This window comes from Acidovorax sp. FG60, assembly GCF_057808995.1.
The window spans coordinates 12,036-24,731 of record NZ_JBMDJC010000023.1 but is presented as its reverse complement, the minus strand read 5'-3'; the positions used below and the strand labels follow the sequence as shown (position 1 = coordinate 24,731).

Annotated in this window: 12 protein-coding genes; 3 read left to right on the top strand and 9 right to left on the bottom strand. The window is 68.4% G+C overall.

The annotated features are described in order from the left end of the window. Window positions 1–22 precede the first annotated feature (22 nt). Window positions 23–1,138, bottom strand: coding sequence for a ferrochelatase (gene hemH / locus ACODS0_RS23865; protein ID WP_488837578.1), 1,116 nt, complete (start codon window positions 1,136–1,138; stop codon window positions 23–25). A 59-nt stretch (window positions 1,139–1,197) separates the two neighbouring features. On the opposite strand from hemH, the gene ACODS0_RS23860 reads away from it, so the two are divergent. From ACODS0_RS23860 to ACODS0_RS23850, 3 genes are all read left to right on the top strand, one after another. Then, window positions 1,198–1,941 carry an HAD-IA family hydrolase gene (locus ACODS0_RS23860; RefSeq protein WP_488837576.1) on the top strand — a complete coding sequence of 248 codons (744 nt, stop codon included), beginning with the start codon at window positions 1,198–1,200 and terminating at the stop codon, window positions 1,939–1,941. Window positions 1,942–2,053: 112 nt separating this feature from the next. Then, window positions 2,054–2,908 carry a DUF2189 domain-containing protein gene (locus tag ACODS0_RS23855; protein WP_488837574.1) on the top strand — a complete coding sequence of 285 codons (855 nt, stop codon included), beginning with the start codon at window positions 2,054–2,056 and terminating at the stop codon, window positions 2,906–2,908. Further along, complete coding sequence (locus ACODS0_RS23850) at window positions 2,905–3,117, top strand: DUF2788 domain-containing protein (protein ID WP_015014900.1); 213 nt, start codon at window positions 2,905–2,907, stop codon at window positions 3,115–3,117. The genes ACODS0_RS23855 and ACODS0_RS23850 overlap by 4 nt, the downstream gene beginning before the upstream one ends. Before the next feature lie 50 nt (window positions 3,118–3,167). On the opposite strand, the gene ACODS0_RS23845 is transcribed toward ACODS0_RS23850, so the two are convergent. The 8 genes from ACODS0_RS23845 to ACODS0_RS23810 all read right to left on the bottom strand — a co-directional run bounded on the left by ACODS0_RS23845 (window position 3,168) and on the right by ACODS0_RS23810 (window position 12,464). Then, window positions 3,168–4,205, bottom strand: coding sequence for a tripartite tricarboxylate transporter substrate binding protein (locus tag ACODS0_RS23845; RefSeq protein WP_488837572.1), 1,038 nt, complete (start codon window positions 4,203–4,205; stop codon window positions 3,168–3,170). A 47-nt stretch (window positions 4,206–4,252) separates the two neighbouring features. Then, a complete protein-coding gene (locus ACODS0_RS23840; protein WP_488837570.1) occupies window positions 4,253–5,650 on the bottom strand; it encodes a sensor histidine kinase in 1,398 nt (465 codons plus the stop codon). A 132-nt stretch (window positions 5,651–5,782) separates the two neighbouring features. Then, on the bottom strand, window positions 5,783–6,466 hold the full coding sequence (locus tag ACODS0_RS23835) for a response regulator (RefSeq protein WP_063463203.1): 684 nt from the start codon (window positions 6,464–6,466) through the stop codon (window positions 5,783–5,785). Window positions 6,467–6,622: 156 nt separating this feature from the next. Further along, the gene (locus tag ACODS0_RS23830; RefSeq protein WP_488837568.1) at window positions 6,623–7,636 is read right to left on the bottom strand and encodes a Bug family tripartite tricarboxylate transporter substrate binding protein; all 1,014 of its coding nucleotides are present in this window, start codon (window positions 7,634–7,636) and stop codon (window positions 6,623–6,625) included. Between the two features lie 120 nt (window positions 7,637–7,756). Further along, on the bottom strand, window positions 7,757–9,061 hold the full coding sequence (hpnE, locus tag ACODS0_RS23825; protein WP_488837566.1) for a hydroxysqualene dehydroxylase HpnE: 1,305 nt from the start codon (window positions 9,059–9,061) through the stop codon (window positions 7,757–7,759). Window positions 9,062–9,077: 16 nt separating this feature from the next. Beyond that, entirely contained in the window at window positions 9,078–9,920 is an 843-nt protein-coding gene (hpnD, locus tag ACODS0_RS23820; RefSeq protein WP_488837564.1) for a presqualene diphosphate synthase HpnD, read from the bottom strand. Window positions 9,921–10,040: 120 nt separating this feature from the next. Further along, window positions 10,041–10,937, bottom strand: coding sequence for an amino acid ABC transporter substrate-binding protein (locus tag ACODS0_RS23815; RefSeq protein ID WP_216845919.1), 897 nt, complete (start codon window positions 10,935–10,937; stop codon window positions 10,041–10,043). Window positions 10,938–11,054: 117 nt separating this feature from the next. Beyond that, complete coding sequence (locus ACODS0_RS23810) at window positions 11,055–12,464, bottom strand: L-serine ammonia-lyase (RefSeq protein ID WP_488837561.1); 1,410 nt, start codon at window positions 12,462–12,464, stop codon at window positions 11,055–11,057. Between the last annotated feature and the right edge of the window lie 232 nt (window positions 12,465–12,696).

Genomic DNA, 12,696 nt, shown 5'->3' with positions numbered 1-12,696 from the left:
TAAAAATAGTAGTAATCGGCGGTCAGTGCGCCACGGGGCACACGCCCTTGGGTGCGCCACCGGCCAGCGCATGGCCGCGTGCATCGGCCAGCGCCGCAGCGGTGGGCACCTCGGTGGGCCAGCCCGCCAGGTGCTGTTGCGCCACGCGGCTCAGCGCCGTGATCCAGTGGCTGTTGTCGTTCAGGCAGGGGATGTAGTGAAACTCCTGCCCGCCCGCGTGCAGGAACGCCTCGCGCACCTCCATGTTGATTTCTTCCAGCGTCTCCAGGCAGTCGCTGGTGAAGCCGGGGCACACCACATCCACCCGGCGGGTGCCCGCCTTGCCCAGCGCCTCGATGGTGGGCTGGGTGTAGGGTTCCAGCCACTTGGCCTTGCCAAAGCGCGACTGGAAGGTGATGCGGTAGCGGTCTTCGCGCAGGCCCAGGCGCTCGGCCAGCAGACGGCCCGTCTTGCGCGATTCGCAGTGGTAGGGGTCGCCAAGGTGCAGCGTACGTTCGGGCACGCCGTGAAAGCTCATCACCAGCTGGTCGGGTTGGCCGTGGGTCTTCCAGTGCGATTCGATGGTGCGGGCCAGCGCGTCGATGTAGCCGGGGGCGTCGTGGTACCGGTTCACAAACCGCAGCTCGGGCACGTTGCGGGTGGCGGCAGCCCAGGTGTACACGGCGTCGAACACGCTGGCCGTGGTGGTGGCCGAGTACTGCGGATACAGCGGCAGGATGAGGATGCGCGTGGCGCCCTCGGCCTTGAGCGCATCGAGCTGGCTGGCGATGGACGGGTTGCCATAGCGCATGGCATGGCGCACCAGCACCGCGTGGCCCGCCTCGCCCAGCCAGCCGCGCAGCAGCGTGGCCTGCTTTGCCGTCCAGTGCGCCAGGGGCGAGCCCTCGGGCGTCCAGATGCTCGCGTACTTGGCAGCCGACTTGGCCGGGCGCGTGCGCAGGATGACGCCGTGCAGGATGGGTAGCCACACGAGTTTGGGGATCTCCACCACGCGGTGGTCACCCAGGAACTGCGCCAGATAGCGGCGCACGGCGGGGGCCGTGGGTTCGTCGGGCGTGCCGAGGTTGCACAGCAGCACTCCAGTGCGTTCGGCCTGGCCGTGGGTGTAAGGGGGTTCGGTGTGGAAGGGTGAGCGCATGCCCCGATTGTGGCAAACGGACCGGCCCTTCGGTGACCGTGGAGTATTCTCTGCAGACCATGCCCGATTCCCCCGCTGAACTGCCCGCTGCCCAGCCCACCGCGCTGCAGCTGGACACCTCCCGCATCCGCGCCATCACCATCGACCTGGATGACACGCTCTGGCCCATCTGGCCCACCATCACGCGGGCTGAACGCGTGCTGCTGGACTGGCTCACGCACCACGCGCCCGCCACGGCAACCTTGTTCTCCAGCACCGAATCGCTGCGCGCCATCCGCAACCAGATGGTGGCGCTGCGGCCTGACCTGCTGCACGACCTGAGCGCGCTGCGGCGCGAGTCCATCCGCCTGGCGCTGACCCAGGCGGGCGACGAGCCCGCGCTGGCCGAACCGGCGTTTGACCTGTTCTTTGCCGAGCGCATGCGGGTGGAGCTGTTTGACGACGCGCACGACACGCTGGCCTTCTTGTCGGCGCGCTACCCGGTGGTGGCGGTATCCAATGGCAATGCCGACGTGCACCGCATCGGCATCGGCCACTACTTTCGCCACAGCATCAGCGCATCGGAGTTTGGCGTGGCAAAGCCCGATGCGCGCATTTTTCACGCTGCCGCCACGGCCGTCGATGTGCTGCCCCACGAGGTGCTGCATGTGGGCGACGACGCCACGCTGGATGCGCAGGGCGCGCTGAACGCGGGCATGCAGGCCGTGTGGATCAACAGCGCCAACCACCCCTGGCCGCACGACGACACACCGCCGCATGCCACGGTGGACAGCCTCACTGCGCTGTGCAGGCTGTTGGCCTGACGGGCTTCCCTCGGTTCGGTTTCTTGCCTCAGGTCAAGGTTTGGGCGTGCGGTGGTTGAAGCCGCTGCCCGATGAAGTCACACTCACCCGTCGCTGAGCGACCCCTCCCACCATGCCCCGTAATCCCCCGCCATTGCCCGCCATCCGCACCATCGGCCTCATGCAACCCATGGCCTGGCTGGTGCTGGCCTGGCGCGACATGGCGCGCGCGGGCTGGATCAGCTTTGCGCATGGCCTGGCGCTCACGCTGTTCGGGGCCGCCATCTTTGCAGTGGCGCACCACCGCTTCTGGCTGCTGGCGGGGGCGCTGTCGGGCTTTTTGGTGGTGGCGCCGGTGCTGGCCACCAGCCTGTATGCGCTGAGCCGCGCGCTGGAGCGCGGCGAGCCCGCCAACCTGGGCGTGGTGCTCAAGACCTGGTTCAACTGGCAGAACAGCCATGTGAACAAATGGGGAAACGACTACTGGTGCATGGTGCAGTTTGGTGCCCTGCTGGCGCTGGCGGCCTCGGGCTGGGTGATGACCTCGGCGGCGCTCATCACGCTGCTGGCACCGGTACCCATCGAAACGCCGCTCGACTTTCTGCGCCACGTGGTCATGGCCCGCGACGGCTGGCTGTTTGAAATCTGGCTGGCGCTGGGCAGCCTGATGGCAGCGCCGATTTTTGCGTCGAGCGTGGTGGCCATGCCGCTGCTGCTGGACCGCCGCGCCACGCTGCTGCAGGCGGTGCTGACCAGCTGGCAGGCCGTGGTGGTCAACCCGCTGCCCATGGCGTTCTGGGCGGCAATCATCCTGGGCTTTACCTTGCTGGGCCTGGGCTCGCTGCTGCTGGGCCTGATCGCCGTGATGCCCATGCTGGGCCACGCCAGCTGGCACGCCTACCGCGACCTGGTGGACGCCTCCAGCCTGCCCGAGCGCGACCTGGCTGCACCCGCTGCGCCAGCGCGCACGCCTGGAGGGGCATCGTGATTTTTGGCTTCACCGAGGCGCAGATCTCGGGCTTCTTCCTCACCTATGGCGTGGGGGCGTTCATCGCCTACATGCTGTTCATCATCGGGCAGCTGGCATGGGAGTCCAAGGCCGGGCGCTTTGGCACTTTTGTGCTGTTTTTGGGCCTGGGCGTGGGGTTTCTGGGGTTCCTGGCCAAGGTGGTGATCCAGTGGTGGCTGGAGAAGTGAGCGGGCCAGAGATCCTCTGAGACCACTGCACGGGTTCTGCAGCAGCCGCATCAGCGCGGCCAAGACCGCAGGCCCAGCTCTTGCGCCAGTTGCCGGTAGTCGGCCAGACTGCGTTGCACAAACTCCTCCAGCGCCGCGCCGGTGCGTGCAAACGGGTACAGGCCGTACTGGCTGCACAGCGCGGCATAGCCGGGGGCGGCCAGCGCATCGGCAAAAGCCGTCACCCAGGCGCGCACGGCGGCATCGGGGGCGCTGGCGGCCATGTACAGGCCGCGCACCGTGGGCCAGACCAGGTCCACGCCCTGCTCGCGCGCCGTGGGCAGGTCGGCCAGGGCGCCGGGCAGGCGGGCCTGGGCCAGCACGGCCAGAAAGCGCAGGGGCGCGCCTTTTTCCAGGGCCTGCCGGGCCTCGGCGGCATCGCCGGTGAAGACGCCGATATGGCCGCCGCGCAGGGCCTTGAGCGCCTCGCCGCCGCCTTCGAATGACACAAAGCGCATGCGCTTGGGGTCCTGCCCGGCGGCACGGGTCAGCAGCGCGGCCTTCATCCAGTCCTGGCTGCCCAGGGTGCCACCGGCGCCAAACACCACGCGGGCCGGGTCCTTGTGCAGCGCGGTCACCACGTCTTGCAGGCGCTGGTGGGGCGAATCGCGGTGCACGGCCACCACGCCGTAGTCGGTGCCCAGGGTGGCGATCCAGCGCACGGCGCTCACCGGGTGCGGGCCAAAGCGGCCCTGTGCGATGTTGAGCAGCGAGCCGCTGGAGAACGCCACCAGCGTGTCCGGCCCGCCCAGCCGCCCGGTGGCGATCTGGTCAAACGCCATGGCACCGATGCCCCCGGGTAGATAGCGTGTGTGCAGCGGTGGGCGTGCGGGGCGCACGGCTTGCACGGCCTGCGTGGCCAGGCCGCAGGTCAGGTCGAACCCGCCGCCGGGGCGGGAGGGGGCGATGCATTCGGCGGGCTCCAGCGATGCGTCGGCCGCCCACGCAGCTGGCGTGTGCGCAGCGCCTGCGGTGCCCGCCAGTGCTGCCAGCCACTGCAGGGCGTGGCGGCGGGGCAGGGTGGGGAGAGGGTGTGGTGCGGACGGCATGCGGGGCGAATTCTGGCGGAATCTGGGGTGCTGCGGGATGGGGGTTTTCAGCCCCGGGGCCACCACAGGATGGCCAGCAGGCCGGGCCCACCCGCGCGTTCTTCGAGTCGCAGGCCGCCCCGGTGCCGCTCGGCAATGGAGCGCGCGATTGCCAGCCCCAGGCCCGAGCCGCCCGCCGCCGCCTGCGAGCCACGCCGGTAGCGCTGGCCCAGTGCATCGCGTTCGCTGGCGGGCAGGCCGGGGCCGTTGTCTTCCACGCTGAGGCTCCAGCCCAGGCCGTCGCCCGCAGCAGACACGGTGACCGTGCCGTGTTCAGGCGTGTAGGCAATCGCGTTGGCGGCCAGGTTGGTGAGCGCCTCGCGCAGCAGGCCGCTGTCGCCCACGGCCATGAACTCGGGCGTGGGCGTGTGGATGCCGAAGTCGATCTGCCGAGCGCGGGCGCGGGGCAGCAGCTCCAGCGCCACGGCGCGCAGCAGCGCGGCCAGGTCGAATGGGGCCAGCTCCACTGCCGCTGTGTCGCTGCGGCCCAGGGCCAGCAGCTGCTGGGTGCTGCGCGTGGCGCGCGCGACTTCGCCGCCGATGGCTTCCAGGGTGTGCTGCACCTGGGTGGCGTCGGCCTCGCGCCGGACGTAGTCGATCTGCATCTGCAGTGTGGTGAGGTGGGTGCGCAGCTGGTGCGAGGCGTCGTCCAGAAACTGCCGCTGCTGGGCCACCAGGTCTTGCGTGCGGGCCATCTGCTGGTTGGCTGCAGCCACCAGGGGGCGGATGTCGGCGGGCAGGTCGGTGTCGGCCATGGGGGTCATGTCGTCGGGGCTGCGCGCCTGCACCTCGCGCGCCAGGCGCGCCAGCGGCCGCAGCGCCACGGCCAGCGTGGCGGCCGTGCCCAGCACCATGAGCGCCAGCACCAGCGTGTCGCGCAGCGCTGCCCGGCGCACAAAGCGGCGCGTGAACTCCAGCCGCGAGCGCGTGCTTTCGGCCACCTGCACCAGCACGCTGCCGGCATCGGCCCCGGGCGCGGCGCCTTCCACCGCGCGGCGGTAGGCGGCCAGCCGCACGGATTCGCCGAAGTAGGTGGCGTCATAGAAACGTGGCACGCCGGGCGTGAGCGGATCGGGTGGCAGGGGCAGGTCGGCGTTGCCCAGCTCCACCAGCCCGTCGGACGAGGCCACGCGGAAGTACACATTGCCGCTGGCCGTGAGTTCAAAAAATTCGAGCATGCTGTAAGGCAGCTCGGCCGACAGGCCGCCCGAGGCGGTGGAGATATTGGCGTCAATGGATTTGAGCGCCCCGAGCAGCGAGCGGTCGTAGGCCGCGTTGGCGGCCTCCAGCGCGTCGTGCCGCGTCATCCACAGCTCCACGCCCGTCACCACGGCCAGCAGCGGCAGCAGCAGCAGGGCCAGCAGCCGCCACAGGCTGGCGCGGCGCAGGCGTTGTATCAAAGACATGGCAGCGGACTCCGCCGCAAAGAACAGGGAGCGGTCCTGAACATGCGCGTGGCCCACGCCAGTGCCACCGTGGAACTGGCTTTGCCAGGCCACGGGTGGCGTCCCCCCTCAGGGGGGAAGACGCGCAGCGTCTCAGGGGGGAGCCACATCATTTGCTTCGAGCGCATAGCCCAGGCCGCGCAGGGTGGTGATGCGCACACCGCTGCCATCGAGCCGCTTGCGCAGGCGGTGCACAAACACTTCCACGGCTTCGGGGTGCACGTCTTCGTCGTCAGAGAACACGCGGTCCAGGATCTGCTGCTTGGAAAACGGCTCGCCGCTGCGCTGCACCAGCACGCGCAGCACGGCATGCTCGCGCGGCGACAGGGCCAGGGGCTCGCCATGCAGCGTGAACTGCTTGCGCGGGTTGTCGTACACCAGCGCGCCACAGGCCAGACGCGGGTGCTCGTTGCCGCGTGCGCGGCGCACCAGGGCATGCAGGCGGGCCTCCAGCTCGGCCAGCTCGAAAGGCTTGGCCAGAAAGTCGTCAGCCCCCGCGTTGAGCGAGCGCACGCGCTCGTCCAGCGAATCGCGGGCCGTGAGGATCAGCGCGGGCAGGCGCTGGTCGCGGTCGCGCAGGCGCTGCAGCACGGCCTGGCCGTCCAGCCCGGGCAGGCCCAGGTCCAGCACCAGCGCATCGTAGTTGTCGTGCTGCTGCAGCGCACGGTCGGCCAGGCGCCCGTCGTTCACCCATTCCACCTGGATGCCCGCATGCTCCAGCGCGCGGCTGAGCCAGGTGCCCAGGTTGTGGTCGTCTTCGGCCAGGAGGATGCGCATGGGTGGATGCTAATGCCGCTGTGCCGTGGCCCGGCCCGCCAGCAGGCTGTTGAAACTGGCGCGCCCCCAAAGCCAGTGCCACCGTGGAGCGGGCTTTGCCCGGCCACCGGTGGCGTCCCCCTCGCGGGAAGACACGAAGCGGCTCAGGGGGGCTTCCTAGTCCGGCTTGATCTGCGCGCGCTTGATGACTTTCTGCCAGCGCGCCTGCTCCGCCGCAATGAACTGCGCAAACTGCGCGGGCGTGCCGCCGATGGCTTCGGCGGCGTCGCCGTTCAGGCGCTTGAGGGCTTCGGGTGCCTTGACGGCCTTCATGGTTTCGGCTGCCAGCTTGTCCAGGTGTTCCTTGGGCAGGCTCGCGGGGGCCAGCATGCCGTACCACTGCGTCATCTCGAAGCCGGGGAAGCCCTGTTCGGCCACGGTGGCCACGTCGGGCAGCTGCGGCAGGCGCTGCGTGGAGCCGGTGGCGATGCAGCGCACCTTGCCGGACTTGATGAACGGAAGCAGGGCCGCAGCGCCCACCGAAGCGGCGTCAAGCCGGCCCGATAGCAGGTCGGTCATCATGGGGCCGGTGCCCCGGTAGGGCACGTGCAGCATGAAGATCTCGGCGGTCATCTTGAGGTATTCAAACGCGAGGTGGCCCGCGCTTCCGTTGCCTGCCGAGCCGTAGCTGAGCTTGCCCGGGTTCTTCTTGGCGTAGGCGATGAACTCCTTGAGGTTCTTGGCAGGCACGTCGGGGTGCACCACGTACAGGCTGGGCACCTTGGCCAGCAGGCTCACGGGCTTGAAGTCCTTGTTGGCGTCGTAGGGCAGTTTGTCGAAGATGTAGGGGTTGACGGCCAGCGTGCCGATGTGGCCCAGGATGAGGGTGTGCTGGTCTTCGGCGCGGGCGACTTCCTGCATGGCGATGTTGCCTGCGGCGCCGGGTTTGTTGTCCACAAACACGCTCTGGCCCAGGGTCTTGCTCAGCTCGGCCGCCGTGGAGCGCGCCACGATTTCGGAGCTGCCGCCCGGTGCAAAGGGCACGACGAAGCGGATGGACTTGGCGGGCCACGCGGCCTGGGCCGACGCGGCAGTGGGCAGCAGGCCGCCCAGGGCCAGGGCGCTGCCTGCGCCCAGCAGGTGGCGGCGGGTGGGGTGGAAGGCGGGGGAAATGTCGTTGTCGAACAGCATGGGTGTCTCCGTGAAAGCCATTGCGGCGTTGCCCGGCGTATGGTGTGCGCAGCGTGCTTTCGGAATGCTGTCAGTCGGCCTGGGGTTTACCCGAGGCACCTCGCATCGACAGAGCGAGGATTACGCCAGTGCCGCTACTGCCGTGCCGCTTAGCACGGCCCCTTCCAGCGTGGCGGGGTAGGGGCAGTCCACATAGTCGCCGCAGGCCGCCAGCCCCGGCAGCACCTGCATGCCGGGCCGCTGCAGGCCAGGGGTGCAGGCAAAGGTGGCGCGTTTTTCCACCACGGTCTGCACGGGCTGCAGGCCAGGCAGGCCCAGCTGGGCGGCGGCCTGCTGCAGCACCTGCTGCTCGATCAAGGCGCGGTCCCCATCACTGGCGCTCACCACAAAGGCCAGCAGCCCGTGCTGGCCGTCGAGCTGGCCCCGGTCGAACACAAACTGCGCCGGGTGGGCAGCGGTGTTGCGCAGCGCCAGCATGGGCAGGGGCAGGTGGGCGCCCAGGGCGTGGGCATAGACGGTGGTGATGGCCTCAAACCGCAGGGCGCTGGTGGTGGCGCTCCAGCGGGCTGCACCGGCCAGGCCCGCCGTGCCTGCCAGGCCTTCGACCAGGCGGCTGGCTTCCCAGGACGGGCAGGCCAGGGTGACGTGGTCGAACGCTCCGGGCTCTTCGGTGCCGTTGGCGGCCACTACCGGCTGCCAACGTCCCCCGGGCAACGGCTGCAGGCGCTGAATGCGCTGGCCGGTGAGGACCTGGCCGCCTTGCTGCTGCAGCCAGCGGGCAGCGGCTTCGGGAAAGAGGGCGCCTAAGTCCACACGTGGCAGCAATAGGTTGGAGCCGCCGCGCCCGCTGAACACGCTGTCCTGCAGCACGCGCAGAAACACCTGGCCGCTGGCCTGGTTGGCAGGGGTGTTGAGGGCCGACACACACAGCGGGTCGATGAACTCGCTCATGAGCCGGGGCGTGAGCGGCGCGCACAGCGCGGCCACCGAAGTGGCGGGCGCGCAGCGAAAGCCGCGCAGCTGCCAGGCCGTGGCTGTGCGCAGCAGTGCCAACTTGTCGCGCCAGCCCCAGCCCTTGGCGCGGGCAATGCCCAGCAGCGCATCGAGGGGTGGGGGCAGGTCGGGCAGTTGCAGGCCCTGGCCATCAGGGAATTGAAGCGTGAGTGGCAGGCGCAGCAGGGCGGTATCGATGTCCACGCCCACCAGCCGCATCAGGCGCAGGCTTTCGGCGTAGGCGCCGATCAGGATGTGCTGGCCGTTGTCGAGCGTGGCGGGCGTGCCATCGGGCAGCGCTCCCGGCACGGCGCGCGCCCGGCCGCCCACGGTGCGCGCGGCCTCGAACACGGTGACCTGGCGGCCTGCCTGCGCATGGGCGATGGCGGCGGCCATGCCCGCCCAGCCTGCGCCGATGACGGCGACCTTCATGGACGCGGGCCCACGGCTACGACATCCGGCCGAGCGCCTGCACCTTCCACGCCAGCCAGAACTTGCGAAGCGGCGTGAGGCGGATGCGCTGGTGCAGCACCTGGAAGTTCTCGTGCTCGATCTCGCGCAGCAGGGTGCGGTAGATGTTGGCCATCATCAGGCCGGGCTTCTGGGCGCGGCGGTCGGCATCGGGCAGCAGGGCGAAGGCCTCGTCGTACAGGCGGTGCGCACGCTCGGCCTGAAAGCGCATCAGCGCGGTGAAGCGGTCGGAATAAGTGCGCTTCAGGATCTCGTGCGCCTTCACGTCAAATTGCTGCAGCTCGCTCACCGGCAGGTAGATGCGGCCCAGCATGGCGTCTTCGCCCACATCACGGATGATGTTGGTGAGCTGAAAGGCCAAGCCCAGCGTGTGGGCGTAGTCGGTGGTGCGCGGGTCGGTCTGGCCGAAGATGCGTGCGGCGACTTCGCCCACGATGCCCGCCACCAGGTGGCAGTAGCCCTTGAGGCCCGCAAAGTCGAGGTAGCGGGTCTGCTCCAGGTCCATCTGGCAGCCGTCGATCACGGCCTGCAGGTGGCGTTGTTCAATGCCATAGTCGGCGGCCAGCGGCATCAGTGCCAGCATCACGGGGTGGGTGGGCTGGCCCGCATAGGCCTTGGCCACCTCGGCCTGCCACCAGGCCAGTGTGGTGCGCGCCACGCCAGGGTCGGAGACTTCGTCCACCACATCGTCCACTTCGCGGCAGAAGGCATAAAACGCCGTGATCGCGGCGCGGCGCGGGGCCGGCAGGAACAGGAAGGCGTAGTAGAAGCTGCTGCCCGAGGCCACGGCTTTTTGCTGTACGTATTGCTGTGGGGTCATGGGGCGCGATTGTCCCATGGCGGACATGGCCCGCGAATGCAACCTGGCAGCTGGTGGAGGCCGCAGTTCCCCAGTTTGGCCTGCCTGTTCTGCGGCAGTTCTGCGGCAGGCCGAAGGGCATCAAAAGGCGATCTGTTCCACGCCCACGTCGCTGGGCCGCTTGAGCGCTTCGCGCATGAAGACGCTCATGGGGAGCGTGCCTTGGTCCGAGTGGAACCATTTTTTGTAGAGAGCCGCCATCTCCCCGGTCTGGATCAGGCGGCGGGTGACTTGGTCTACCAGCTCCTTGAAACGAGGGTCTTGCCTGCGCAGGCCAATGCTGTAGGGCTCTACCGAAAGGCGCTTTTCCAGAAACTGGTAGTCCCCCATGGCCTTGCCCAGCCGGGTCATGGGGCTCCACAGGCCTGCATCGTCTGCAAAAACCGCATCTGCCTCCCTGCGCGTGAGTGCATCCAGCCCCTGTGCAGTGCTGTCTACCGGCACGTAGATGAATTTGCGGTGGTAGGTGCGTTCGTTCGTGGCCAGCAGGCCGTCATTGGTGGTTTTCCGTTCGACGGCAATGCGTTTGCCGTTCAGATCGTCCACCGTCTTGATGCCCGAGTCCTTGCGCACGAGGAAGGCGGTGGTGGCAATGAAGATGTGGTGGCTGAAGGCGACTTCCTTCTGGCGCTCCAGGGTGTTGGTGGTCGTGCCGCATTCCAGGTCCACTACGTTGTTTTTCAGGTCCGCAAGGCGGTTCTTGCCGTCTACCAGTACATAGGTCAGGCGCAGGTCGGGGCGCTTGAGTTCCTTCTTGAGCTCCTCGTAAATCTTGGTGCAGATATCAACGCTGTAGCCACGCACCTGTCCAGTGGCTGGGTCTTTGTAGGAGAAGGGGTGGGATGCCTCGCGGTGCCCCAGTCGCAATTCGCCGGTCTTGGCAATGTGGGTCAGGGTGTCTTGCGCCCAGGCGCCAGGGGACATCCAGGACAGGGGAAGGATCAGTAGCAGGGCTCGCAGCGCAGAGAAGAGGTGCATAGGAAACGGAAAAGGTGACGGGGCCATGCATGCCAGGCGTCGCAGGAAGCGCGCGAGGCTGCACGCCGCGCATTGTGCTGCGGCACCTGCTGTTGTGTCACATTAGCGACAGGTTTGTCAGCATTCCACAACATTCACCGCCAGCCCGCCACGCGATGTCTCCTTGTATTTGACCTTCATGTCCGCGCCGGTCTGCATCATGGTCTTGATGACCTTGTCGAGCGAGACCACATGCTGGCCGTCGCCACGCAGCGCCATGCGGGCGGCATTGATGGCCTTGATGGCGCCCATGGCGTTGCGTTCGATGCAGGGGATCTGCACCAGGCCGCCCACGGGGTCGCAGGTCATGCCCAGGTTGTGCTCCATGCCGATTTCGGCGGCGTTCTCGATCTGCTCGGGGGTGCCGCCCATCACCGCAGCCAGCGCGCCTGCGGCCATGGAGCAGGCCACGCCCACTTCGCCCTGGCAGCCCACTTCGGCTCCCGAGAGCGATGCGTTTTCCTTGTAGATGATGCCGATGGCGCCTGCCGTGAGCAAAAAGGTGGCAATGCCGTCGTCGTTGGCCGGGATGGGGCCTTGCAGGAAGTTGACGTAGTAATGCAGTACGGCGGGGATCACGCCTGCAGCCCCATTGGTGGGCGCCGTCACCACGCGGCCGCCGGCGGCGTTTTCTTCGTTGACGGCCATAGCGTAGAGGTTCACCCAGTCCAGCATCGAGAGCGGGTCGCGCAGCGCGGCCTCGGGCTGCGTGCTGAGCTTGTGGTGCAGCTCGGCCGCGCGGCGGCGCACATGCATGGGGCCGGGCAGGGTGCCGGTGCTGGCGCAGCCGCGCTGCACGGCACCGGCCATGGTCTTCCAGATGGCCATGAGCTGGCGGCGCACCTCGGAGGCGCTGCGCCAGTGTTGCTCATTGGCCGCCATGAGCTGGGCGGGGGTGAGGCCGGTGGCCTGGCACTGGGCCAGCAGCTCGGCCCCCGTGCGGAAAGGGTGGGGCAGGCCTTGGGCATGGCCGGCCGCATCGGGCCCAGCGGTGGCGGCGCTGTTGAGTACACGCTCGCCCGCCGCGTCGATCACAAAACCGCCACCCACCGAGTAGTACTCACGCGCCGCAATCTCGTCGCCCTGCGCGTCGAACGCGTGAAACGCCATGCCGTTGGGGTGCAGCGGCAGGCTTTTGCGGCGAAACAGCAGGTGCTCTTTTTCGACAAACGGCACCACATGCTCGCCCAGCAGCTCCAGCGTTTGCCGGATGCGGATGTCGGCAATGGCAGGCTGGATCTGGTCCGGGTCGATGTGGTCGGGCTCGTGCCCGGCCAGGCCCAGCAGCACGGCCTTGTCGGTGCCGTGGCCCACGCCGGTGGCTGATAGCGAACCGAACAGTTCTATGGTGACGTGGTGCACGGCGGCCAGGCCCACCGTGTCACGCACATGGCAGGCAAACTGCCGCGCCGCGATCATGGGGCCCACGGTGTGGGAGCTGGACGGGCCGACGCCAATCTTGAAGAGGTCGAAAACGCTGACGGACATGGTGGGTGCGTACCGGAAGGGCCCGGGGCCGCAGCGCTTGTGGCGCGGGCTTGGGTTGCGTGATGGGGCCGCACGGGGCGGTTGGTGGCCGCGAGGCTAACCGCGCGCTGCAGCAGCCGGATGCTCGCTATCCCTGCCTTGCGGGATTGCCCCTCATCAGCGTGCAGCGCCCAGCAGGGAAAGCGTTCCTGAACTGATAGCTGCCAGCGATTGATAGATAAGCGCTAGGAGC